This window comes from Kosakonia sp. SMBL-WEM22, assembly GCF_014490785.1.
GTDB lineage: Bacteria > Pseudomonadota > Gammaproteobacteria > Enterobacterales > Enterobacteriaceae > Kosakonia.
On record NZ_CP051488.1, the window covers coordinates 3747305 to 3768731 of the forward strand.

Sequence of the window (21427 nt, forward strand, 5' to 3'; positions counted from 1 at the left end):
TAGAAGACTGCCGAGTGTAATTATAAGTTTACAATCAGCAGCCGATGACGATTTATACTGCCTTTATGCGCTGTGTTTTCCGCGCCAGCGCAGGATATCGACCAGCATAAACAGCAGTAAGCTGCCGCCCATGACCGGCATTGCCAACCCCAGCAGCAGTGCAATCATCAGCACCCCACACCGGCCTACAATGGGCAGTTGCAGCCAGACGTGGAGCAGCGTCTCGCTCACCGCCGGACGGCGGATCCACCACAAACGATAGCCGACGATAATCATCACGCACAGCGCGCTGCCAAAGGCGATTAACAGCAGTTGGTTGGTAAGGCCAAACAGCACGCCCATATGAAAATCTACGCCCCAGCGCGTCAACTTCGCCATCAGCGGGAATTCGTCGAAGTGGACATGATCTATCACTGCCAGTGAACTTCCTGCAACGGCAACTGCATCCACCTGCGTCGGCCAGCGGCGATCGATCTCCGTAACCGTCCAGGCGTGTTCCGCATCGCGCGGCGGGCGGATCTCAACTTTCTCTGCCGTAATTCCGGCTCCCTGCGCGCGGACGAGCACCGCGTCAAGTAGCGCCGGGTTAAGCGCCATGTCGGGCATCGCCATCCCTTGGTGATGCATATGGTGCTCGGCATGCGGATCGGCCGGTGCGGCTTCGCCCTGGAGCTGCGTGTTAACCTGCGGCGTCATCCAGTTAAACGCGGCGCGCAGTTTATCAACGTTGCCGCCCGCCCACTGCGACCAGGTCAGGCCGGTAGCGGAGAAGAGCAGCATGCCTGCCAGCAGCAGCCAGCCGAGCGTAACGTGGAGCCGGCGATGGTTCTGCACGCGGTTATTGATGCGCCGTTTCGGCCGGGTAAAAAACCACAGCGCAATGCCGCCGAGCGCGGCGATCCACATCCACGATGCCGCCAGTTCACTATAAAGCCTGCCGGGATCGCCCAGCAGCAGCGAACGATGCAAGTAATCAATCCACTGGCGCAGCGGCAAAATACCGCTGGTGCCGTAGACGGTCATATCCCCTTTTACCTGTAACGACACCGGATCGACAAAAATCGCCCGGCTCTCCGAGACGCCAAGCTGCGGATCTGCAAACATCACCCGCGTCGTCTCGTTGTCGCTCAAGCCCGGGCGCACTGCCTGTAAACGCAGATGGCCGCCCGTCACCTGTTCGGCGACACGAAGCTGGTCAGCCAGCGGCTGTCGCTCGCCGCTCTCCACGCCATACAGCGCATCGTGGTAAAGCCAGTTTTCCAGCTGCGGCGTGGCAACGTAGAGCGTACCGCTCAGCGCGGCGATAAAGATAAAGGGGCCGACAAACAGGCCAATATAGAAATGGAGGCGTCGCAGCAGGTTAAGCCACGCCGCACGAGAGGTGCAGGAAGTCATACTTTTCCTCAAAAAGCGCAAAGGTGTGCCATTCCGCACAGGCGGAACACTATTTTGGGGTCAGGAAAAGCGGAAATGCGGCGGCGCGCGGGTGTCCGGCCAAAGCCAGGGGATAAAGTGCCACAGCCGCGGGCGCGTGCGGGCAGGCGTGCAGGTCACGCGCAGCACACGTCCCAGCAGCAGCAGAACAAGCAGGAAAATCAGGCCGGGAACATGCGCCAGCAGCACGCAGTAACCGCACGCTTCAGCGTGATCGAGCGGCATGGCAGGCGGCGGGCTCTCTGGCTGCGACATCTCATGGTGGGCATGATCGTGGTGTGCATGATCGTTCTGCGCGGGCATTGGCATGCTCATCTCATGATGCATACCGGGCATCGCGCTCATCGGATCTTTTTGCAGGGCAGTTGAAATAAGGGGGGCGACGAGGATCAGCAGGATCGCAAACAGCCCCAGCCACAGGGCTGCGCGTTGGGCTCTCGTAGGATGAAAAACGTACTTCACCGCATCTCCTTCAGGTCGAAGCGGCATTGTAAAGTAAACATCATCAGAAGGTTAATAATTTTACCTGAAGAGACAAAACATTGTGCTTAAAGGCCAGAATAGTTAGTTAAGCCGCTTTAGCAGCCGCCCCACATCATGCGGCCTGTGCTTTGATTTTCCCGGTACATCAGGCAGGTTAAGTGCAGTGAAATGCAAAGTCATGCATCTCCTGCCGCTACGTTGCAGCCATCAAACGCGGCCAGCGGATCAGGATGCGCTCTGGCGTCGAATGCTTCCGCTTCACCTTTGGTGGAGAACTGTCGGCGAATATGCCGCCCGTCGCGCCCCTGATGATAGACTTCACAGACCCCTTTCACGCACCTCTGTTTACTGACCGTCATTGCCGCTTACACATGCTTTTCCAGCGTGAAGAGCACCACGCCGTACGGCGCGATCTCCGCTACACCGCACTCAAAATCGACCGCATTATTGCTCAGGCGCACTTTACCGCCGGGCAAGCGCACGACATCAAAGACATCGAGTGCGTCATCAATGCCAATCACCCAGCGCCCGTTGCCAACCTTCTGCGCGGCGGTATCCACCAGCCAGCCGGCATGTAATCCGTCGATAAAGCGCAGACTATCGGTAGCAGCCGGTGCCAGCGAAGGATCTAATATCCAGACGCCCGCCTCTTTCAGCTCGCCAGACTCATGGCGGAATTTCGGAAGGGTAATGACACCATCGTTCTGCGAAGCAGCCGGTGCCGGGTACATCTCACCCTGCCCGGTTGCCAGCCACTTCAGGGAGACACCGGTATCCAGCGCACAGGTGACCACCACATCACCAGGGAAGAAGTCGCGGCGCACCCAGGTGCTGATGGTGCCTGAAGAGATGTCGAGCAAATCGCCCAGCTCCTTTTGCATCTGGAAGCCGTAGGCGTCAAGGATACGCCGCAGCACCGGGCGTCCACCCGCCGAGAGGATCTCCTCATACAGCGCCTTACCTTTTACCTGTGGCTTCTCGACCAGCTTCGCATTTGCAAACTCACCGTTTACCAGCCAGTGCAGATCCGCGCCGGTATCGAGCGCGCATTTGACCACCGCTTTATAGGGCACGCTTTCCCGCTGGATCCAGCTGCTGATATTGTTCGCCGGCACATCAAGCGCCTCGGCAAGCGCTTTCTGACTGGATACGGAGTAGGAGGCTGCAATGCGCTCCACCACATCCTGAACACTCATCTTGTTTTCACTCATGGATACCAACATCGAAAAAGTGATTTACACAATCGCATTTGCGATCTATATTGCTGTTCATCGACCAAAATGCACAGCGTTGCACTACATTTCAAACAACAGGAGATAATGCGATATGTCAGATGCAAAATCAATGCCGTCGCATCCGTTATCCGGCTCTCAAATGCAATTCAGCACCTTTTCGCATGGGCAGAGGGATAAGCTAATCCCTGCCCTGCTACCGGCGCTGCAAACCCTGATCCGCCCGGCGATGGCCGATGCAATGACGATGCAGGATTTTGCCGTAATGCTTGGTATCAGCGAATATCTGGTGTGGCAGCGGCTCGATGAGGGCTTGCGGCTTAACGCCCCGACCCGCGAGCATACCGACGCCGGTAAACGCAGCTGTATGCTGATTAATGTCAAAGCGTGGCGCGATAAGTTAATGCAGCAGGCTATCGGCTGCAACGACATCGTTCGGCACTCCGCCGCCTCATTCAGTTAGTTTGCATTTGCGAGTTTACAGTCACGCAGGAGGAACTATGGCGATCACCTCCCCTACCGCCAGTACACCGCTGAGTGCCGGCCAGCGGCTTACCGGGTTAAACCACATCAGCGAACTTCGCGGTCGCCACTGGGGCGACAGCTGGAGCGAGGTAGCGCGCTTTATCGACGATCTGCGCGACAGACGCGACGAGCAGTATGAAGCGAACGCCCGGGCGCTGGCGGCGCTCTTCTTTCTCGCCCGCGTCCCCAGGGCCCGCCAGACACTTGACCCGCATCAGCTTACCCTCGAGGAGAAGCGCGCGCTGGTTGCTGCCATGAACCACTTTCGCGTCGTTGTCAGCCTGTTTCCGAAACGGCTAACTATGCCGCTTTAGCCCCTAATTTCAACACCGAGACGTCAACCCGTCGGGCCTCCCTTTGCCCAAATTCAGGAGAGTTACTATGAGAAAGACCGCACTTCACCCCCTCGCCCGCAGCGGCGATGAAATCACGCTGCTGCTGGCTGAAGCCCGCAATAACGAACGCCTGCGCTGCGCCGGTGTCGTTTCTGCCCGCCTTGATACGCTGGCGAGCTTTATTGCCTCCCAGCGCCTCGACTGGAGCGCCGCCGCCGAGCTGCTGCGTCAGGAAGCGACCCATATCGATAACCAGTCGCTGGAGCTGCACTGATGGCCGATGAAATGGATGGCGTTCAACAACGCGAAATGGAGGAGCGCGAGCGGCATATTCTGCACGCCCGCCGCCGCTTACTGCTCCCCTCGCGCTTAACCTGCGAATACTGCGACATGCCAATCCCCGAGGCACGTCGCATGGCACTGCCAGGAGTTACCTGCTGCGTCAGCTGCCAGCAGATCGCTGAACTGAAAGATAAGCACTTCAGGAGAGGATAAGTGGCTGTCAGCCTGGCTTACCCCTGGAACGCGCCACGCAGCGCTGTCGCCAGCCCCTATTTGACCCACGCCGAACAGCACCGCCGCAATCAGCACATTGCGGCGGTGCTGCAGGCGCGTCGTGCGCTGGCGCTGCAGCCTGCCTGCGTGCGTCTCTCCATCAGCCGCACAGAGCAGGCGCTGGAAAAGGCGCATGGTTCTGCACGTGCGCACGCCTTTCTGCTGCATTTCGCCAGGCAAACCCTGCCGCGGCTAAAGGCGGTGAATGCCCGCTACCAGATCGATTATTTACAATCACGCGTCTCAAAGGCGCTCTTTCACGGCCATTTCGACACGGCTTTCCAGCAGGCGCTGGCTGGCCGGCTGGTCGATCTGGTTAACCGCTACAACCAGTTAGCGGACTGTAACCGGGCCAGCGTCGACCAGTTGGCGGAAGATATCGCCCACTTTATCCGTGGCGAGCTGGCAGATCTTGATGTCGATGAGCAGACCGAGCTGAAAACCCTGCACCGCTGGTATCACCACGCTGCGCTTATCGCCCTGCAGTTTAATGTTACCCCGCCGCACTGGCAGCGCGTCACGCAACGCCGCGTCTGCGCGGAGGATCTCGCCCCGGCGGTGATCCGCCTCTTCAGCGAGCAGTGGTGGCGTGGCCATCTTCGCCGGGCCGCCGCCCAGTGGCGCGAGCATCTGCACATCGCGCTGGGGCTGGTGAGCCGCAAAACACAGCCCTACGCCAGCCGGGATTGCATTACCACCTGGCGCGAACAGAAGCGCCGCCAACGGGCGTTTCTGAAAAGCATGGAGCTGGAAGATGAAGAGGGAAACCGCATCAGCCTGATTGGTAAGCATGACGGGTCGATAGCCAACCCGGCGATCCGCCGCTGCGAGCTGATGACGCGCATTCGCGGTTTCGAAACTATCTGTCGCTCCCTCGGTTACGTCGGCGAGTTTTACACCCTTACTGCGCCTGCCGCCTTTCACGCCACATCCCACACCGGGCATCGCAACCTGAAATGGAACGGCGCCAGCCCGGCGCAAACCCAGGGTTACTTCACCCGCCTGTGGGCGCGCATTCGCGCGAGGCTGCACCGTGACGGCCTGCGCATTTTTGGTATTCGCGTTGCGGAGCCGCATCATGATGGCACCCCGCACTGGCACTTGCTGCTTTTTATGCAGCCGCAGGAGAGAGAGAAGGTAAGCGAGATCCTGCGCGATTTTGCCCACCAGCAAGATAGCGAGGAGCTACGCAGCGACAAGGCGCGGAAAGCCCGCTTTCATGCCGAAGCGATCGATGCGCAAAAGGGGAGCGCAACGGGGTATGTGGCAAAGTATATCGCCAAGAATATTGACGGTTACGCGCTGGAGAATGAAACCGACCACGAGACGGACGCGCCGCTGAAAGAGAGCGCCTGCGCGGTCTCCGCCTGGGCGGCGCGCTGGCATATCCGCCAGTTTCAGTTTGTCGGCGGCGCACCGGTCACTGTTTACCGCGAATTACGCAAAATGGCCGACAGCGCCACGGCTAAAGGGCTGAGCGTCGAGTTTGCCGACGTGCATGATGCCGCTGATAACGGCGACTGGGCCGGCTACGTCAACGCCCAGGGCGGCCCGTTTGTGCGTCGGGACGATTTGCAGGTTCGCACGCTGTATGAAACAGAGGAGAGATGTAACCAGTACGGCGAACCGACGGTTCGTATTCGCGGTGTGTATGACACGACGATCGGCAACGGCTCGCCGGTACTAACTCGCCTGAAAAAATGGACCATCGTGCCGAAGCGCGCGGTGGCGGTTTTTCAGGGCGCGACTGCGGCCGCTTGGAGTTCTGTCAATAACTGTACGCCCTTCGAGCCGGCTAAACCGTTAACAAATGACCAGCGCCGGCAACTCACCCGCTGGTTGCGGGAAGATATCCTCTGTGAACGAAATATGCGCTCGAAAAGCGCTCTCAACATCATTAAGAATAATGACTTTTTGGCAAGTGATAGATGGTCAGAATATTTGTCACTTCACAATACTGTTTTTTTATCAGCAACATAGTGATAAGACAAAATAATCTTCGCTTCCCATAAATATCCAGCCTATGATACTGTATAAACATACAGTAAGAGAATTCATGAGAGGAATTCATGGTCTTTGAACGACTAAATCAGACTCAGCACAAATGGGCATGCGTGCAATTCATTGCCGAGGTGTCGCTTATCGCCAACTGCAAGCCTTCCGACCTGAAGCTGGCCTTAAGCCTGATCGCGGATCTGGCGGAGAGCGAGAACACTACTCCCGATGATGAGGATATTTATTACAAAGCCGAATAGCCCGTTGAACCCGATCCTGGCTACTCTCTTAACCGTACTCTTACGCACCGGCTAGCGTTTCCCTCGCCCGGTGCGCCGCTTTTTCTTCTCCCTTGTTGTGCCAACCACGCGCCAGCGTCAATGCATAGCGCTTCTCCTCTCCGTTGCGGAAACTTAACCATGGAAAAGTTTCCGGACGGTAAGAGACGCAAAACGATGAATGTGATAACTCAACAAGGCGACACCCTCGATCTGGTCTGTCTGCGCTACTACGGGCGAACAGCAGGCGTTGTCGAAAGCGTGCTGGGCGCCAATCCCGGCCTTGCCGAACGGGGCATAGTTCTCCCGCATGGTACCGCCATTAATCTGCCAGATATTGCGGCCCAGTCTATGCAAGAGACGGTGAATCTATGGGCGTAAGTATCGAGAGAATCAGCTCGTCGCTGGCCTACTGGATTAGCGTCGCCCTGACCTTTTTTGGCGCCGTGACGCCGCAAGATTTTGCCGCTTACTTCGGCTCATTCGGCGTCGTCATGACAGTCGGCGTGAACTGGTATTACCGCCGTAAAAGCTATCTGTTCCTCAAATCCTGCGCAGTGAGCCAGGAGGTGGTCAATGGGCTTCCCCGTTAAACGCTGTAGCGCAGCGGCGGTGCTGGCGCTGGCGCTCCTGCTACCCGATTTTCATCTACTACACACCTCGCAGGCGGGATTAGCGCTGATTACCGATCTCGAAGGCTGCCGCCTGCGCCCCTATCAGTGCAGCGCAGGCGTCTGGACTTCGGGTATTGGCCACACGGCGAAGGTGGTTCCTACGCGCGATATCAGCGAAAAGGAGGCTGCTGCCAATCTGGTTGCCGATGTATTACACGTTGAACGCCGCCTGGCGCAATGCATACCGGTAGAGATGCCGCAACCGGTTTATGACGCAATGGTCAGTTTCACCTTTAACGTCGGCAGCGGCGCGGCATGCGCCTCAACGCTTGCCTGGTACCTGCGCCAGAAGGCGTGGAAACAGGCCTGCGATCAGCTGCCGCGCTGGGTCTATGTCGATGGGGTACGCAACCGCGGCCTGGAAAACCGCCGCCAGCGCGAGCGCACATGGTGCCTGCAGGGGGTGCAATGAACGCCCGCCTGGCGGCGCTGCTGCTGACGGCGCTAAGTGGGCTTTGGCTCGTTGAGCAAAATTACGCCCTACGCGCCTCTTTGGCCAACGCGCAGCAGCTGACGCGCGAGCAAAGTGCCACCCTTACGCGCCTTAAAAGCACCCTCAACGCCACTGCCGAACTGGCGGCAAAGAACCAGCAGGCGCAGGTTACGTTGCGCCAGCGGCTCGATGCCGCCAGCGCGAAGGCACTGCAGCGAGAAAACGCGATTACGAGGTTATTAAATGAGAATGAGGCCTTTCGCCACTGGTACCGCACTGAGTTACCTGATGCTGTGCGCCGGGTGCACCAGCGCCCCGCCTGCCCCTCCGCCGCTCATTGTTTACAACAGCTGCCCGCAGGTCAGCCTCTGTCCGATGCCGGCAAGCGCGCCGCAAACTAACGGCGACTTGAGCGCCGATATCCGCCAGCTTGAGCGTGCGCTGGTGCAGTGCGCGCTGCAAATCGAAACGCTTAAACATTGCCAGGATGAGATCAATGCTAAAACCCAACTCTCTGCGCAGCGCCCTGATTAACGCCGTTCCGGCGCTGCACGATACCCCCTCGATGCTGCGTCTGTGGGTCGATAAAGGCAGCAATATCGCCACGCTCGCCAGCTCCCTGTCGTTTGAAAAACAGTTCAGTCTCAATGTGGCTATTACCGGTTTTCGCAGTGATATCGACACACTGTTTGTGCCGGTGATGGCGTGGCTGCGCGATAACCAGCCCGACATTCTCTCCGTTGAAGCGGGGCAGAAAGGCGGCTTTAGCTGGACGTTGCTGGCCAATGACGACGGCACGCAGGATGTGACGATGGTGCTGCAACTGACCGAGCGCACCCAAGTGAAAGAGGTCAACGGCGCGCTGATTGCCGAAACGCTGCCGGAGCCGCTGCCGCCGGCCTTCGTCACCCGCCCGAAAGAGCTCTATATCAACGGCGAGCTGGTGAGCCGCTGGCAGGCGTGATCGCCTGCGCCATACGCCACGGGCTGCGTTGTGCCAAAAGCCGGACAGCCTTGTTCAATTTTCAAAACCGGGGACGCATAGCACCATTTCGCTTATGAATAGACAACTTTCGCTTCACGAGCTGGCTCGCCAGCTTCGCAATATGATCCGCACCGGAATTATCGTTGAGGTCGACCTCAAAGCAGGCCGCTGCCGGGTACAGACCGGCGGTATCGTGACCGACTGGTTGCAGTGGTTAACCCACCGCGCCGGGCGTTCGCGCAGCTGGTGGGCGCCCTCCGTCGATGAGCAGGTGTTACTGCTTGCGGTCGGCGGCGAGCTGGAGACCGCTTTCGTTATGCCGGGGATTTATGCCAACGATCATCCGGCCCCCTCCGCCTCGGCGGACGCCTGGCACGTCATGTTTCCCGATGGCGCGGTGTTTGAATATGAACCGCAGAGCAGCGCCCTGACGGTGAGCGGTATTAAAACCGCCGATATTACAGCGTCCCAGTCGATTACCGCCAGCGTACCGCAAGTGCTGGTGAAAGCGTCGACGCGCATCATCCTTGATACGCCGGAAGTGGTCTGCACCAATAAGCTGATCACCGCCACACTGGAGGTGCAAAAAGGCGGCACGATGAGCGGCAATGTGACGCACAGCGGCGGTTCACTCACCTCGAACGGCAAAGTGCTGCATAGCCACAAACACCCCGGCGACAGCGGCGGCACCACAGGAGCACCTTTATGACAGCACGTTATTTCGGCCTCGATCGCACCACCGGGCGCAGCCTGACCGACGTCGACCATATCCGTCAGAGCATCAGCGATATTCTGCGCACACCGGTAGGCTCGCGCGTAATGCGCCGCGATTACGGTTCATTGTTGTTCGAGATGCTCGATCAGCCGCAAACCCCGGCACTGGCGCTGCAAATTCAGGTGGCTTGCTATATGGCGCTGCTGAAATGGGAGCCGCGCATCACCCTTAGTGCGGTGACGGCCGAACGCCAGTTCGACGGCAAGATGGTGGTCAATCTGACCGGCCAGCTTGCCACCACCGGCGAGTCCCTCTCTTTAACCCTTCCTGTGAGTTGATACCATGCCGATTATCGATCTGAGCCAACTTCCCGCGCCCGCTGTCGTCGAGGCGCTGGATTATGAGCGCATTCTGGATGAGCGCAAAACGACCCTTGTTTCACTCTTTCCCGCCGACCAGCAGGAGGCGGTTACCCGCACGCTGGCGCTGGAGTCCGAGCCGCTGACCAAGTTTCTCGAAGAGAATGCTTACCGCGAAGTGGTCTGGCGCCAGCGCGTCAACGAAGCGGCCCGCGCGGTGATGCTGGCGTATGCCTCAGGCGGCGATCTCGATGCTGTCGCGGCGAACAGCAACACTGCGCGGCTGGTGATCGCCCCCGCCAATGAGAGCACCTTCCCACCGACGCCTGCGGTGATGGAGTCCGACACCGATTTACGCCTGCGCGCGCAGCAGGCTTTTGAGGGGCTAAGCGTTGCCGGCCCGGTGGGCGCCTATGAGTATCATGGCCGCAGCGCCGATGGTCGCGTGGCGGATATCTCCGCCGTCAGCCCGTCGCCTGCCTGCGTCACCATCTCAGTGCTCTCCCGCGAAGGCGACGGCACCGCGAGTTCTGAACTGCTGGCGATTATCGATAAGGCGCTTAACGCAGAGGATGTGCGTCCGGTCGGCGATCGCGTGACGGTACAGAGCGCGAAGATTGTGCCCTACCAGATTGATGCCACGCTTTTTCTCTACCCCGGGCCTGAATCGGAGCCGATACGCCAGGCGGCTGAGCAGAAGCTGAAAGCCTACATCACCGCCCAGCGCCGACTGGGACGCGATATCCGCTTGTCGGCCATCTACGCCGCGCTTCACGTCGAGGGCGTACAGCGGGTGGTGTTGAACGCACCGCAGAAAGATATCGTGCTCGATCAGAGCCAGGCTTCCTGGTGTACGGCGTGGAAAATCACCACCGGAGGTACCGATGAGTGACGACCGTCTGTTGCCTGTTGGCTCATCGGTTCTCGAGGTGGCGACAGCACACGCGGCGGCGCAGATTTCACGCGTACCGGTGCCGCTGCGCACGCTTTGGGACCCGCTAACCTGCCCGGCCGAGCTACTGCCTTACCTTGCGTGGGCACTCTCCGTTGACCGCTGGGATTTTAACTGGCCGGAAGCGACCAAACGGAAGGTGATCGCCGCCTCCTTTTTCGTCCATCAACATAAAGGAACACGCAGCGCCATTCACCGCGTGGTGGAGCCGCTTGGCTTCCTGATTGAGCTGCGCGAGTGGTGGCAGGACAACGGCGAGCCTGGCACCTTTCGGCTGGTGATCGGCGTTCAGGAAAATGGCATTACCGAGGAGACGTACCAGGAGCTGGAGCGGCTGATTAACGATGCCAAACCGGCAAGTCGCCATTTGACGGAACTGAATATCAGCCTCAGTAGCCAGGGCGAGTGCTACGTCGGCGCGGCCTGCTACCTCGGCGAAGAGCTCACCGTTTACCCCTACACGCCGGAAGAGATTGTTGTCGGCGGCGAAAGTTATGCAGCATCGGCGATCCACCTGATTGATAGCCTCACCATCACGGTTTAATCCTCCCTTCGGGCTACGGCCCGTTTTTTTTATCTGCCCTGTTGTGTGAGTTCGCACCCAACGCCCCTCAATGGAGTTTGCCTGCGGCTGAACGGAAAATATCGCCATCGTTCACTTCTCAACAAACAATCTGAGAGCGTATGCATGACCGCAAAGTATTTCGCTATTTTGACTAACCTGGGGGCGGCAAAGCTTGCGAATGCTGCCGCGCTGGGCACGCAAATTAACCTGACGCAGCTGGCCGTCGGCGATGCCAATGGCCAGCTGCCTACACCCGATCCGGCGCAGACCAAACTAATTAACCAGAAGCGTATCGCGCCGCTAAACCGGCTCTCGATTGATCCGAAAAATGGCAGCCAGATTATTGCCGAGCAGGTGATCCCGGAAACCGAAGGCGGCTTCTGGATCCGTGAAATTGGTCTCTATGACGATGCTGGCGTGCTGATTGCGGTGGCGAACTGCCCGGAGACCTACAAACCGCAACTGCAGGAGGGTAGCGGACGCACGCAGACCATCCGTATGGTGGTAGTCGTCTCCTCAACGGCAGCGGTGACGCTGAAAATCGACCCGTCGGTGGTGCTGGCCACCCGCCAGTATGCTGATGATCTACTGGATAACCACCTCAAGGCCGCCAATCCGCACCCGCAATATGCGCCGCTCGCCAGCCCGGTTTTTACCGGCATCCCGACGGTTCCGGACGCGCTGGTAGGTAATTACAGTCAGCAGATTGCCAATACCAAATATGTGCGTGATGTCGTGGCAAGTGATGCCTACATTCTGCCGGTAGGCGCGCCGGTTGCCTGGCCGCTGGCAGCCGCGCCCTCTGGCTGGTTCCTCTGTAATGGCGCCACGTTCGACAAAGCAAAGTATCCGCGCCTGGCGGCAGCGTATCCGGCCGGTTTAGTGCCAGACCTGCGCGGCGAGTTTATTCGCGGCTGGGATGCTGGGCGCGGAGCAGATCCTGCCCGTGCGTTACTAAGCTGGCAGAAAGGAACCATAAACCTCAACGACCCTTCAATCACTTCGGTAGGCATAGCAAGCCCGATTCATGCCAATGACAACATAGCCACTGCCAGGAGTGACTTCGGGTTAGATCCTGTGATGAAAAGCGATTATCCGAACGTGATGAATGCCTTTTTCGCCACACCGCAGGCAGCCATCGACATAGATGCCAACGGGTATGCCGGAGGCTATGGCAGTACCCGTCCACGCAACCTTGCCTTTAACTTCATTGTGAGAGCCGCATAATGACAACCGCTATTTTTGACGAAAATCACTTAGCCAGCCAGGCGGGTACTGCCACCGTCTATAACTTTGACGCGTTGAGCCGCGAGTGCCTCGGCAGCAGCGTCGAGTATCTTGCCGTCGGCGTCGGTATTCCGGCGAACTCCACGCTTGATAAACCGTTGGTCGGGAAACCGGGGTTTGCGGTGCGCCGCAACGCAGCGCTGGATGGCTGGGAGTACGCCGCCGACCATCGCGGCAGCGACGTGTATGAGAAAGCCACCGGTGTGAAGAGAACGCTGACGCAGCTGGGCGATTACCCGGATGATGTCACCCCGCTGGCCCCCGCCACACCTTATGACCTATGGAACGGCAGCGCCTGGGTAACGGACGACGCCGCACAGCAGGCGGCGCAAATCGCGCAGGCAGAGCAAACCAAAGCCCGTCTGCTCAATCGTGCGAAAAACAGCATCAGCCTGTGGCAGACCGAACTGCAGCTCGGCATCATCAGCGACGATGATAAAACGCAGCTTATCACCTGGATGCGCTACATCCAGGCGCTGCAAAAGGTCGATACGGGTACTGCGCCCGATATCGCCTGGCCTGAACAGCCGCAATAAAAGATGACGGGCTGCGGCCCGTTTTGCCGGGTGGCACTACGTTTACCCGGCCTACACTTCGCCAATGCCTGATAAGGCGAAACCGCCATCAGGCTGGGGAAGTTGTTCCGCCTGGCAGCCAACCGCATTCGATAGCCCCTTCCCCAAACTGCCCGCGACAATAGCGTTTACTCAATCGCTAACAGAGAGTGAAGGCCTGACTATGAAATATTTTGCCATTTTGACCCACGAGGGGGCCGCGAAGCTTGCGAATGCCACCGCGCTCGGCACGCAGCTGAAACTGACCCATATGGCCACCGGCGACGGTAACGGTACCCTGCCCACCCCCGATCCCGCACAAACAGAGCTGGTTAACCAGAAACGTATTGCGCCACTCAATATGCTCTTTGTCGACCCTGGCGACGCGAACCTGATTATCGCCGAACAGGTTATTCCGGAGAACGAAGGCGGCTTCTGGATCCGTGAAATTGGTCTCTATGACAATGCTGGCGTGCTGATCGCGGTGGCGAACTGCCCGGAAACGTATAAACCGCAACTGCAGGAGGGTAGCGGACGCACGCAGACCATTCGTATGGCGCTGGTGGTCTCCTCAACCTCGGCGGTGAGCCTGAAAATCGACCCGTCGGTGGTGCTGGCCACCCGCCAGTATGCTGATGAGCTGCTGAGTAACCACCTCAAAGCCGCTAATCCGCACCCGCAATATGCGCCGCTCGCCAGCCCGGTTTTTACCGGCATCCCGACGGTTCCGGATGCGCCAATCGGTAACTACGGTCAGCAGATTGCCAATACCAAATATGTGCGTGATGTCGTGGCAAGTGATGCCTACATTCTGCCGGTAGGCGCGCCGGTTGCCTGGCCGCTGGCAGCCGCGCCCTCTGGCTGGTTCCTCTGTAATGGCGCCACGTTCGACAAGACAAAATATCCGCGTCTGGCGGCAGCGTATCCGGCCGGCTTGCTGCCGGATCTGCGTGGGGAGTTTATTCGCGGCTGGGATGCTGGGCGCGGAGCAGATCCTGCCCGTGCGTTACTAAGCTGGCAGAAAGGAACCATCCATATCAACGATCCCTCGCTTAGCTCGGTAAACCTGGCAAGCCCGATCCATGCCAATGACAACGTAGCCACTGCCAGGAGTGACTTCGGGTTAGATCCTGTGATGAAAAGCGATTATCCGAACGTGATGAATGCCTTTTTGGTCACACCGCAGGCAGCCGCCGACATGAATGCCGGCGGGTTTGCCGAAGGCTATGGAAGCACCCGTCCACGCAACCTTGCCTTTAACTTCATTGTGAGAGCCGCATAATGACAACCGCTATTTTTGACGAAAATCACTTAGCCAGCCAGGCGGGTACTGCCACCGTCTATAACTTTGACGCGTTGAGCCGCGAGTGCCTCGGCAGCAGCGTCGAGTATCTTGCCGTCGGCGTCGGTATTCCGGCGAACTCCACGCTTGATAAACCGTTGGTCGGGAAACCGGGGTTTGCGGTGCGCCGCAACGCAGCGCTGGATGGCTGGGAGTACGCCGCCGACCATCGCGGCAGTGACGTGTATGAGAAAGCCACCGGTGTGAAGAGAACGCTGACGCAGCTGGGCGATTACCCGGATGATGTCACCCCGCTCGCCCCCGCCACACCTTATGACCTATGGAACGGCAGCGCCTGGGTAACGGATGAGGCCGCACAGCAGGCGGCGCAAATCGCGCAGGCAGAGCAAACCAAAGCCCGTCTGCTCAATCGTGCGAAAAACAGCATCAGCCTGTGGCAGACCGAACTGCAGCTCGGCATCATCAGCGACGATGATAAAACGCAGCTTATCACCTGGATGCGCTACATCCAGGCGCTGCAAAAGGTCGATACGGGTACTGCGCCCGATATCGCCTGGCCTGAACAGCCGCAATAAAAGATGACGGGCTACGGCCCGTTTTTTTTAATCCCCGCTGTTGTATCAGCCGCTCGCCAACCCGGACAAATAGCGCGCCGCGACGCCACACTCGAAAATAGCACTCACCCCAACACCACGGAGTTAAACGGATGAGTGATTATCATCATGGCGTTCAGGTCGTCGAAATCAACGATGGCACGCGCGTCATTTCCACAGTCTCAACGGCCATTGTCGGCATGGTTTGTACCGCCAGCGATGCAGACGCAGGGATGTTCCCCCTCAATGAACCGGTTCTGATCACCAACGTGCAGAGCGCAATTGCCAAAGCGGGCAAACAAGGCACGCTGGCGGCGTCGCTGCAGGCAATTGCCGACCAGGCAAAACCGGTGATCGTTGTTGTTCGCGTTGCCGAAGGCAGCGGTGAGGACGCGCAAGCGCAAACCCTCTCTAACATCATCGGCACCACCGACGAAAACGGAAAATATACCGGCCTGAAAGCGCTGCTGACCGCCGAAGCAGTGACCGGCGTGAAACCGCGTATTCTTGGCGTACCCGGCCTTGATAGCCTCGACGTCGCTACCGCGCTGGCACCGATTTGCCAGAAGCTGCGCGCCTTTGGTTATGTCAGCGCCTGGGGCTGTAAAACCATTTCTGAAGCGATCAAGTACCGCGAGAACTTCAGCCAGCGCGAACTGATGGTGATCTGGCCCGATTTCCTCGCCTGGGATACCGCCAGCAACAGCTCTTCTGTCGCTTACTCGACGGCTCGCGCGCTGGGTCTGCGTGCGGCAATTGACCAGTCCGCAGGCTGGCATAAAACCCTCTCTAATGTTGGCGTTAATGGCGTTACCGGCATCAGCACCCCGGTGTTCTGGGATCTGCAGGAGTCGGGCACCGATGCCGATCTGCTAAACGAAGCGGGCATTACCACGCTGATTCGCAAAGATGGCTTCCGTTTCTGGGGCAACCGTACCTGCTCCGACGATCCGCTGTTCCTGTTTGAAAACTACACCCGCACCGCGCAGGTGATTGCCGACACCATGGCTGACGCGCATATGTGGGCGGTGGACAAACCGGTCACCGCATCGCTGATCCGCGACATCATTGACGGCATCAACGCAAAATTCCGCGAACTTAAAAGCAATGGCTACATCATCGATGCCACCTGCTGGTTCGATGAAGAGGCGAATGACGCGGCATCGCTAAAGGCGGGCAAGCTCTATATCGATTACGACTATACGCCGGTGCCGCCTCTGGAAAACCTGACCCTGCGCCAGCGCATCACGGATAAGTATCTGGCGAACCTGGTCTCCTCAGTTAACAGCAAGTAAGGAACAGATAGATGGCAATGCCGCGAAAACTCAAATATATGAACGTGTTCCTCAATGGCTTTAGCTATCAGGGGATCGCCAAATCGATCACGCTGCCGAAGCTGACCCGCAAGCTGGAGAACTACCGTGGCGCAGGCATGAACGGCGTAGCACCGATTGATATGGGGCTCGATGACGAAGCCCTGTCGATGGAGTGGTCGCTGGGCGGCTTCCCGGATGCCGCCATCTGGGAACTCTATGGTGCCACCACCGCCGATGCGGTTCCGATTCGCTTTGCCGGCTCCTACCAGCGCGATGACACCGGCGAGACAGTTGCCGTTGAAGTAGTAATGCGTGGCCGGCAGAAAGAGATCGACACCGGTGAGAACAAGCCGGGCGAAGATACCGAGTCCAAAATCTCCGTGGTCTGCAGCTACTTCAAGCTGACGATGGATGGCCAGGAGCTGGTGGAAATAGACACCGTCAACATGGTGGAGAGAGTGAACGGCGTCGATCGCCTTGAGCAGCACCGCCGTAATATCGGCCTGTAATAACCGCCCGGTCAGCCTGCTGGCCGGGTACCTTTTCCCGCGAAGAAGAGAGTGAGGATGCCATGAGCAACGAAACTGACAACGTGATTACCCTGGAAACGCCTGTTAAGCGCGGCGAGCAGGTAATTAACAGCGTGACGCTGATGAAACCCAACGCCGGTACCCTGCGCGGGTTGAGCCTGGCATCGGTGGCGAACGCCGATGTCGACGCGCTGATTAAAGTGCTGCCGCGCATCACTTCACCCTCGCTGACGGAGCAGGAAGTGGGTGCCCTCGACCTGGTCGATATGGTTGCGCTGGCGGGCAAGGTGGTCGGTTTTTTGTCACCGGCTTCGGCACAGTAACTTTTCCGGCCACTCTGTCGGTTGACGATCTGATGGCGGATATTGCGGTGATCTTTCACTGGCCGCCGTCAGAACTTTACCCCCTGAGCCTGACAGAACTCATCACCTGGCGCGAAAAAGCGCTACAGCGAAGCGGAAACAGATATGAGTAACAGCGCAAAATTAGAGGAATTGCTCACGGCTGTTGATCAGGCGACGCGCCCGTTTAAATCGTTGCAGACAGAGAGCCTCTCTCTGTCCGACCACGTCAAAGCAACGGAGAAAGATCTGCGCGGCTTATATAACCAGCTTGCGCAGGTCGACGAGATCACGCGCGCGCAGAACACCATCGTCGCCGTCGATAAACGCATTGAAGCCTTGCGCCAGCGCCAGAGAAAGCTACTGGAGGTGGTTGAGACGCCCGGACAAGTCAGGCTGCTGGAATTTACCGCCCATCAGAAACTTGAGCTCATGCAACGACGCGATACCTTACGTGAAAATATCGCGGCTAAGCAGCAGTCGCTGGCAACAGCCGGTATTACGACGGCCTCACCGTCATCCGCGAAGCAACAGCTGCAAAGCCGGATCGGTGAGACTTCCACCCAGTTGAGCGCCCAGCGGCAGGCGCTTGAACAAGCGCAGAAGCAGGAGCAGCGCCAGCAGCGCGCGGCAAAAATCCAGGCCGTACAGCAGCGCCTTCTCGGCGCAGGCGAAAAGGTCTCTGCCATTGGCGCGAGGGGTATGTCGATTGCCTCGACCGGCTTTGAACTGGGCAAAAAAATCATGCAGCCAGGCTTTGAGGCGTCGCTGAAAAATAGCCCGCTTGCGCCTGCCGCAACGTCCGGTAACGCAGAGCCCGATGTGCAGAAGACCCCCTCAGCTTCCGGAACCGCGGTCGCTACGCTGCAAAACCGTTCAGGAACAGCCGTTGCAACCCTGCAAAACAGTGTCAGTACCCCGGGAACTGCGGTCGCTGCACTGCAGAATAGCGCTGCCGGTCCCGCTGCGGCGATGCAGAACAGTGTCGGTAACCTCGGCACGGATCTCGAAGCGCTGCAGGCGGCTTACCAGTCGTTGAGCGTGGATATCTTCAGTACCCAGGAGTCATCTCTGCGCTCGCTGGTGCAGACCGCGACCCGCTATGTTGGCAAGCTGCAAGAGTGGGTGCAAAACAACCAGGGACTGGTGCAGAGTTTTGGGCTTATCGCCACGGTCGTGGTGGGTATTGCGGGTGCCGTCGGCACCGCGGCGGGCGTTATCGCGCCGGTATTCACCGGTATCAGCACGCTTATCACTCTCGCAACCACATTCGGCAGCGTCTTTACCACCGTTTGCGGCGGGATAGCGGCAGTGCTTGGCTCACTCACGCTACCGATTGTCGCCATTATTGCCGGCGTCGCCGCCGCTGCGCTGCTGATCTATAAGTACTGGGAGCCAATTAGCGCCTTCTTTGGCGGCGTTATTGAAGGCATCAAAACGGCGTTTGCTCCTATTGCCGAGTTGTTTGCGCCTTTCCAGCCACTTTTCGACGGCATAGGTAAAGTCATCAGTGACATTGCAGGGTGGTTCAACAATCTACTCACCCCAGTAAAATCCAGCCAACAAACCCTGGAGAGGTTCGGTAACGCCGGCAAGATATTCGGGCAATTGCTGGTTGAAGCGTTAACGTTGCCTTTCAAACCGCTAAAACTGCTGATTGAGGGAGTGACGTGGTTGCTGGATAAGCTGGGCGTTATTAACAAACAATCAGCAGATGCCGGCCCCGATAAGCAGCCGCAACCTACTGCTGGCGGTGCAGCGTTTGGCATAGTGCAACCTCCCCGCTTAGAGAACTATCAGGCGGCTCACCCCGCGGCAGGGGGTTCCTATGTCGATCAAAGTAAGAGCGAATACAACATCACCTTGCAGGGAGATATGTCGCCCGGCGGCGATGGCGTGCGCCAGTTTAAAGATCTACTGGCACAGCATGAGCAGGACAAACGCAATAACGCCCTTGCACAATTTAGCGCGACAGGAGGATATGCCTAATGATGCTGGCTCTGGGACCCTTTGTATTTATGCGGCAGACCCTGCCCTATCAAACCATGATACGCGGTAGCAACTTCAGCTGGGCCAGCAATGCGCGCGTCGGTAAACGCGACGCCTATCAATTTGCTGGCCCCGGAAGCGACACGATTGATATCAGCGGCGAACTCTTCCCGGAACTCACCGGCGGCATGCTGTCGCTTTCGGCGGTGCGTCTGATGGCGGAACAGGGCAAAGCCTGGCCGCTGATTGAGGGTACGGGCATGATTTACGGGATGTATGTAATTAATAGCGTCAGCGAGACTGGCACTCTCTTTTACCCGGATGGTTCGCCGCGCAAAATCAGCTTCACACTAAAACTGACCCGTGTCGATGAGTCGCTGAAAGCGATGTTTGGCGACATTTATGACCAGGGTAAGCAGTGGGCGACCAACGTACTGGAGCGTGTCTAATGCTTAATGCGTTTACGAACGGGCTGGCGCGGGTAAAAACGCCCGAATTTACGCTAAAACTCGGAAAAAAGGATATCACCGGCAATATTCAGTCCCGGCTAATAGCTTTAACAGTCACCGATAACCGGGGATTCGAAGCAGATACGCTTACGCTGACGCTGGATGATGCTGATGGGCAAATCCAGATGCCGGAGCGGAACAATATCATCACGCTGGCTATTGGTTGGCGGGGCACGGCGCTGACGGAGATGGGCACTTTTATCGTCGATAATGTTTATCATTCAGGTGCGCCGGATCGCGTTAAAGTGACCGCTAATAGCGCGGATTTTCGCGGCAGCCTGAACAGCCAACGGGATGGCTCCTGGCATGATACAACGCTTGGCGCCATTGTTGAGGAGATTGCCACTCGCAATAAACTGCAAACCAGCCTACCCGCGGCGCTGTCGCAGATTAAGATTGCACATATCGATCAGTCGAATGAGTCCGACGCTAATTTTCTGACGCGCCTGGCAAGGCGTAATGGTGCCGAGATCGCCGTAAAACTAGGTAAACTGTTTTTCATCGTTCCTGGTATGTGCATGGTGGGTGGCGAAACGCTGCCCTCCGTCACCATTGCCCGTAGTGATGGTGACAAGCATGAATTCTCCATTGCCGATCGCATTAACTACGCTGGCGTCACGGCGTTCTGGCAAGATACCGCCACGCCAAAAAATCTGAACAAGATCCAGCTGCAAAGAAAATCTTCGCAGGAGAAGGTCGCGCCCCTTTCCCATCCTCAGGCAGCGAGCAATACCGCAGCCGCAAATGAAAAAAAAGTGTCGACAGGCTACACGGCCGGTGCAGACAAAAATGTTCTTACCCTTTCAACTACTTTCGCAAACAAAGAGGAAGCGATGCGGGCGGCTGAGGCTCAGTGGAGCGCTATTCAGCGCAATGGTGCAAAGTTTTCTTTTACGCTTGCACAGGGAAGAGCCGACCTGCGGCCCGAAATGCCCGTAATGGTGACAGGATTTAAAAAAGTGATTAACGACACACGGTGGGTCATCAAAAAAGTGACTCACACCATGGACACAAAGGGTTTTATCAGCAGCGTGGAGCTGGAGGTTGGCATCAATGATGTTGAGTATGAGGCAAAATAAAAATCACAAATGCATTATTTAATTTGTATTTGCAAGATTGAAGGCTATCATAGCTAGCATAAACACGAAGGAGACCCCACTATGATGCATTGTCCGGTATGCCAGAAGGCGGCGCATGCGCGCTCAAGCCGCTACCTCAGTACCGAAACCAAAGAGCGTTATCACCAGTGCCAGAACGTTGAGTGCGGATGTACATTTGTCACCCACGAATCGCTGGCGCGCTATATTGTCCGGCCTGCAGCAGCGCCTACCGCTTCGCCAGCGAGCCTGCGCTGACGTGCGCTTTTCATTTAAGCCTGCATCAGCAGGCTTTTTTTATGCCTGTAGATCACCTGTCTTTCTGTCGCCATTCTGCCGCTACCCGTAATAAGAAAGGGGTTAGCATTACGCTAACCAATTGTTCAAT

31 protein-coding genes and 1 pseudogene are annotated in these 21427 nt (G+C 57.8%); 28 read left to right on the forward strand and 4 right to left on the reverse strand.

Annotated features, from left to right (window positions below; genetic code table 11):
* Positions 1-63: 63 nt before the first annotated feature.
* The 4 genes and pseudogenes from HF650_RS17925 to HF650_RS17940 form a co-directional block, all read right to left on the reverse strand.
* Positions 64-1395, reverse strand: a complete 1332-nt coding sequence (locus HF650_RS17925) for a PepSY-associated TM helix domain-containing protein (protein ID WP_187799756.1) — start codon at positions 1393-1395, stop codon at positions 64-66.
* Positions 1396-1455: 60 nt separating this feature from the next.
* On the reverse strand, positions 1456-1896 hold the full coding sequence (locus tag HF650_RS17930; protein ID WP_223284201.1) for a DUF2946 domain-containing protein: 441 nt from the start codon (positions 1894-1896) through the stop codon (positions 1456-1458).
* A gap of 260 nt (positions 1897-2156) precedes the next feature.
* Positions 2157-2276, reverse strand: a pseudogene (locus tag HF650_RS17935) (site-specific integrase); the annotation flags it as partial.
* A 6-nt stretch (positions 2277-2282) separates the two neighbouring features.
* Positions 2283-3128 carry a helix-turn-helix domain-containing protein gene (locus HF650_RS17940; protein ID WP_187799758.1) on the reverse strand — a complete coding sequence of 282 codons (846 nt, stop codon included), beginning with the start codon at positions 3126-3128 and terminating at the stop codon, positions 2283-2285.
* Positions 3129-3243: 115 nt separating this feature from the next.
* Here HF650_RS17940 and HF650_RS17945 point away from each other — a divergent pair, with 115 nt between their 5' ends.
* From HF650_RS17945 to HF650_RS18080, 28 genes are all read left to right on the forward strand, one after another.
* A complete protein-coding gene (locus tag HF650_RS17945; RefSeq protein WP_187799759.1) occupies positions 3244-3612 on the forward strand; it encodes a Cro/Cl family transcriptional regulator in 369 nt (122 codons plus the stop codon).
* A 37-nt stretch (positions 3613-3649) separates the two neighbouring features.
* Positions 3650-3988 carry a DUF5347 domain-containing protein gene (locus HF650_RS17950; RefSeq protein ID WP_187799760.1) on the forward strand — a complete coding sequence of 113 codons (339 nt, stop codon included), beginning with the start codon at positions 3650-3652 and terminating at the stop codon, positions 3986-3988.
* Between the two features lie 67 nt (positions 3989-4055).
* Positions 4056-4283, forward strand: a complete 228-nt coding sequence (locus HF650_RS17955; protein ID WP_187799761.1) for a DUF2732 family protein — start codon at positions 4056-4058, stop codon at positions 4281-4283.
* Positions 4283-4504 (forward strand): TraR/DksA C4-type zinc finger protein, encoded by a 222-nt coding sequence (locus HF650_RS17960; RefSeq protein ID WP_187799762.1) that lies wholly within the window; start codon positions 4283-4285, stop codon positions 4502-4504. The genes HF650_RS17955 and HF650_RS17960 overlap by 1 nt, the downstream gene beginning before the upstream one ends.
* Entirely contained in the window at positions 4505-6544 is a 2040-nt protein-coding gene (locus HF650_RS17965; protein WP_187799763.1) for a replication endonuclease, read from the forward strand.
* Positions 6545-6633: 89 nt separating this feature from the next.
* Positions 6634-6819 (forward strand): hypothetical protein, encoded by a 186-nt coding sequence (locus tag HF650_RS17970; RefSeq protein WP_187799764.1) that lies wholly within the window; start codon positions 6634-6636, stop codon positions 6817-6819.
* Positions 6820-7014: 195 nt separating this feature from the next.
* On the forward strand, positions 7015-7218 hold the full coding sequence (locus tag HF650_RS17975) for a tail protein X (protein WP_187802743.1): 204 nt from the start codon (positions 7015-7017) through the stop codon (positions 7216-7218).
* On the forward strand, positions 7209-7430 hold the full coding sequence (locus HF650_RS17980) for an HP1 family phage holin (protein WP_187799765.1): 222 nt from the start codon (positions 7209-7211) through the stop codon (positions 7428-7430). Before HF650_RS17975 ends, HF650_RS17980 begins: the two co-directional genes overlap by 10 nt.
* On the forward strand, positions 7414-7923 hold the full coding sequence (locus tag HF650_RS17985) for a lysozyme (RefSeq protein WP_187799766.1): 510 nt from the start codon (positions 7414-7416) through the stop codon (positions 7921-7923). Before HF650_RS17980 ends, HF650_RS17985 begins: the two co-directional genes overlap by 17 nt.
* Positions 7920-8345, forward strand: coding sequence for an Rz-like lysis system protein LysB (gene lysB / locus HF650_RS17990; protein ID WP_187799767.1), 426 nt, complete (start codon positions 7920-7922; stop codon positions 8343-8345). The genes HF650_RS17985 and lysB overlap by 4 nt, the downstream gene beginning before the upstream one ends.
* Positions 8233-8478: an Rz1-like lysis system protein LysC gene (lysC, locus tag HF650_RS25355; protein WP_249118853.1), complete on the forward strand. Its 246-nt coding sequence runs from the start codon at positions 8233-8235 to the stop codon at positions 8476-8478. Before lysB ends, lysC begins: the two co-directional genes overlap by 113 nt.
* Positions 8441-8908 carry a phage tail protein gene (locus tag HF650_RS18000; RefSeq protein ID WP_187799769.1) on the forward strand — a complete coding sequence of 156 codons (468 nt, stop codon included), beginning with the start codon at positions 8441-8443 and terminating at the stop codon, positions 8906-8908. Before lysC ends, HF650_RS18000 begins: the two co-directional genes overlap by 38 nt.
* A 94-nt stretch (positions 8909-9002) precedes the next feature.
* Positions 9003-9638 (forward strand): phage baseplate assembly protein V, encoded by a 636-nt coding sequence (locus HF650_RS18005; RefSeq protein WP_187799770.1) that lies wholly within the window; start codon positions 9003-9005, stop codon positions 9636-9638.
* Positions 9635-9982: a GPW/gp25 family protein gene (locus HF650_RS18010; protein WP_187799771.1), complete on the forward strand. Its 348-nt coding sequence runs from the start codon at positions 9635-9637 to the stop codon at positions 9980-9982. The genes HF650_RS18005 and HF650_RS18010 overlap by 4 nt, the downstream gene beginning before the upstream one ends.
* A 4-nt stretch (positions 9983-9986) precedes the next feature.
* The gene (locus HF650_RS18015) at positions 9987-10895 is read left to right on the forward strand and encodes a baseplate assembly protein (RefSeq protein WP_187799772.1); all 909 of its coding nucleotides are present in this window, start codon (positions 9987-9989) and stop codon (positions 10893-10895) included.
* A complete protein-coding gene (locus HF650_RS18020) occupies positions 10888-11499 on the forward strand; it encodes a phage tail protein I (RefSeq protein WP_187799773.1) in 612 nt (203 codons plus the stop codon). Before HF650_RS18015 ends, HF650_RS18020 begins: the two co-directional genes overlap by 8 nt.
* Positions 11500-11643: 144 nt before the next feature.
* A complete protein-coding gene (locus HF650_RS18025; RefSeq protein WP_187799774.1) occupies positions 11644-12747 on the forward strand; it encodes a phage tail protein in 1104 nt (367 codons plus the stop codon).
* On the forward strand, positions 12747-13343 hold the full coding sequence (locus tag HF650_RS18030) for a tail fiber assembly protein (RefSeq protein WP_187799775.1): 597 nt from the start codon (positions 12747-12749) through the stop codon (positions 13341-13343). Before HF650_RS18025 ends, HF650_RS18030 begins: the two co-directional genes overlap by 1 nt.
* 196 nt (positions 13344-13539) lie before the next feature.
* On the forward strand, positions 13540-14643 hold the full coding sequence (locus tag HF650_RS18035; RefSeq protein WP_187802744.1) for a phage tail protein: 1104 nt from the start codon (positions 13540-13542) through the stop codon (positions 14641-14643).
* On the forward strand, positions 14643-15239 hold the full coding sequence (locus HF650_RS18040; RefSeq protein WP_187799776.1) for a tail fiber assembly protein: 597 nt from the start codon (positions 14643-14645) through the stop codon (positions 15237-15239). The genes HF650_RS18035 and HF650_RS18040 overlap by 1 nt, the downstream gene beginning before the upstream one ends.
* 131 nt (positions 15240-15370) lie before the next feature.
* Positions 15371-16552, forward strand: coding sequence for a phage tail sheath protein (locus HF650_RS18045; RefSeq protein ID WP_187799777.1), 1182 nt, complete (start codon positions 15371-15373; stop codon positions 16550-16552).
* Between the two features lie 11 nt (positions 16553-16563).
* Positions 16564-17082, forward strand: a complete 519-nt coding sequence (locus HF650_RS18050; protein ID WP_187799778.1) for a phage major tail tube protein — start codon at positions 16564-16566, stop codon at positions 17080-17082.
* 62 nt (positions 17083-17144) lie between these two features.
* Positions 17145-17426 (forward strand): phage tail assembly protein, encoded by a 282-nt coding sequence (locus tag HF650_RS18055; protein WP_187799779.1) that lies wholly within the window; start codon positions 17145-17147, stop codon positions 17424-17426.
* 32 nt (positions 17427-17458) lie between these two features.
* On the forward strand, positions 17459-17578 hold the full coding sequence (locus HF650_RS18060; RefSeq protein ID WP_034813568.1) for a GpE family phage tail protein: 120 nt from the start codon (positions 17459-17461) through the stop codon (positions 17576-17578).
* Entirely contained in the window at positions 17571-19433 is a 1863-nt protein-coding gene (locus tag HF650_RS18065; protein ID WP_187799780.1) for a phage tail tape measure protein, read from the forward strand. The genes HF650_RS18060 and HF650_RS18065 overlap by 8 nt, the downstream gene beginning before the upstream one ends.
* Positions 19433-19882, forward strand: a complete 450-nt coding sequence (locus HF650_RS18070; protein ID WP_187799781.1) for a phage tail protein — start codon at positions 19433-19435, stop codon at positions 19880-19882. The genes HF650_RS18065 and HF650_RS18070 overlap by 1 nt, the downstream gene beginning before the upstream one ends.
* Entirely contained in the window at positions 19882-21021 is a 1140-nt protein-coding gene (locus HF650_RS18075; RefSeq protein WP_187799782.1) for a phage late control D family protein, read from the forward strand. The genes HF650_RS18070 and HF650_RS18075 overlap by 1 nt, the downstream gene beginning before the upstream one ends.
* Before the next feature lie 81 nt (positions 21022-21102).
* Positions 21103-21297, forward strand: a complete 195-nt coding sequence (locus tag HF650_RS18080) for an ogr/Delta-like zinc finger family protein (protein ID WP_187799783.1) — start codon at positions 21103-21105, stop codon at positions 21295-21297.
* The last annotated feature ends 130 nt before the right edge of the window (positions 21298-21427 follow it).

What these genes read in the sequence shown, in the direction of transcription:
- HF650_RS17925 (WP_187799756.1), bottom strand. Translation starts at nt 1,395, where the DNA reads ATGACTTCCTGCACCTCTCGTGCGGCGTGGCTTAACCTGCTGCGACGC.
- HF650_RS17940 (WP_187799758.1), bottom strand. Translation starts at nt 3,128, where the DNA reads ATGAGTGAAAACAAGATGAGTGTTCAGGATGTGGTGGAGCGCATTGCA.
- HF650_RS17945 (WP_187799759.1), top strand. Translation starts at nt 3,244, where the DNA reads ATGTCAGATGCAAAATCAATGCCGTCGCATCCGTTATCCGGCTCTCAA.
- HF650_RS17950 (WP_187799760.1), top strand. Translation starts at nt 3,650, where the DNA reads ATGGCGATCACCTCCCCTACCGCCAGTACACCGCTGAGTGCCGGCCAG.
- HF650_RS17955 (WP_187799761.1), top strand. Translation starts at nt 4,056, where the DNA reads ATGAGAAAGACCGCACTTCACCCCCTCGCCCGCAGCGGCGATGAAATC.
- HF650_RS17960 (WP_187799762.1), top strand. Translation starts at nt 4,283, where the DNA reads ATGGCCGATGAAATGGATGGCGTTCAACAACGCGAAATGGAGGAGCGC.
- HF650_RS17970 (WP_187799764.1), top strand. Translation starts at nt 6,634, where the DNA reads ATGGTCTTTGAACGACTAAATCAGACTCAGCACAAATGGGCATGCGTG.
- HF650_RS17975 (WP_187802743.1), top strand. Translation starts at nt 7,015, where the DNA reads ATGAATGTGATAACTCAACAAGGCGACACCCTCGATCTGGTCTGTCTG.
- HF650_RS17980 (WP_187799765.1), top strand. Translation starts at nt 7,209, where the DNA reads ATGGGCGTAAGTATCGAGAGAATCAGCTCGTCGCTGGCCTACTGGATT.
- HF650_RS17985 (WP_187799766.1), top strand. Translation starts at nt 7,414, where the DNA reads ATGGGCTTCCCCGTTAAACGCTGTAGCGCAGCGGCGGTGCTGGCGCTG.
- lysB (WP_187799767.1), top strand. Translation starts at nt 7,920, where the DNA reads ATGAACGCCCGCCTGGCGGCGCTGCTGCTGACGGCGCTAAGTGGGCTT.
- lysC (WP_249118853.1), top strand. Translation starts at nt 8,233, where the DNA reads ATGCTGTGCGCCGGGTGCACCAGCGCCCCGCCTGCCCCTCCGCCGCTC.
- HF650_RS18000 (WP_187799769.1), top strand. Translation starts at nt 8,441, where the DNA reads ATGCTAAAACCCAACTCTCTGCGCAGCGCCCTGATTAACGCCGTTCCG.
- HF650_RS18005 (WP_187799770.1), top strand. Translation starts at nt 9,003, where the DNA reads ATGAATAGACAACTTTCGCTTCACGAGCTGGCTCGCCAGCTTCGCAAT.
- HF650_RS18010 (WP_187799771.1), top strand. Translation starts at nt 9,635, where the DNA reads ATGACAGCACGTTATTTCGGCCTCGATCGCACCACCGGGCGCAGCCTG.
- HF650_RS18015 (WP_187799772.1), top strand. Translation starts at nt 9,987, where the DNA reads ATGCCGATTATCGATCTGAGCCAACTTCCCGCGCCCGCTGTCGTCGAG.
- HF650_RS18020 (WP_187799773.1), top strand. Translation starts at nt 10,888, where the DNA reads ATGAGTGACGACCGTCTGTTGCCTGTTGGCTCATCGGTTCTCGAGGTG.
- HF650_RS18025 (WP_187799774.1), top strand. Translation starts at nt 11,644, where the DNA reads ATGACCGCAAAGTATTTCGCTATTTTGACTAACCTGGGGGCGGCAAAG.
- HF650_RS18030 (WP_187799775.1), top strand. Translation starts at nt 12,747, where the DNA reads ATGACAACCGCTATTTTTGACGAAAATCACTTAGCCAGCCAGGCGGGT.
- HF650_RS18040 (WP_187799776.1), top strand. Translation starts at nt 14,643, where the DNA reads ATGACAACCGCTATTTTTGACGAAAATCACTTAGCCAGCCAGGCGGGT.
- HF650_RS18045 (WP_187799777.1), top strand. Translation starts at nt 15,371, where the DNA reads ATGAGTGATTATCATCATGGCGTTCAGGTCGTCGAAATCAACGATGGC.
- HF650_RS18050 (WP_187799778.1), top strand. Translation starts at nt 16,564, where the DNA reads ATGGCAATGCCGCGAAAACTCAAATATATGAACGTGTTCCTCAATGGC.
- HF650_RS18055 (WP_187799779.1), top strand. Translation starts at nt 17,145, where the DNA reads ATGAGCAACGAAACTGACAACGTGATTACCCTGGAAACGCCTGTTAAG.
- HF650_RS18060 (WP_034813568.1), top strand. Translation starts at nt 17,459, where the DNA reads ATGGCGGATATTGCGGTGATCTTTCACTGGCCGCCGTCAGAACTTTAC.
- HF650_RS18065 (WP_187799780.1), top strand. Translation starts at nt 17,571, where the DNA reads ATGAGTAACAGCGCAAAATTAGAGGAATTGCTCACGGCTGTTGATCAG.
- HF650_RS18070 (WP_187799781.1), top strand. Translation starts at nt 19,433, where the DNA reads ATGATGCTGGCTCTGGGACCCTTTGTATTTATGCGGCAGACCCTGCCC.
- HF650_RS18075 (WP_187799782.1), top strand. Translation starts at nt 19,882, where the DNA reads ATGCTTAATGCGTTTACGAACGGGCTGGCGCGGGTAAAAACGCCCGAA.
- HF650_RS18080 (WP_187799783.1), top strand. Translation starts at nt 21,103, where the DNA reads ATGATGCATTGTCCGGTATGCCAGAAGGCGGCGCATGCGCGCTCAAGC.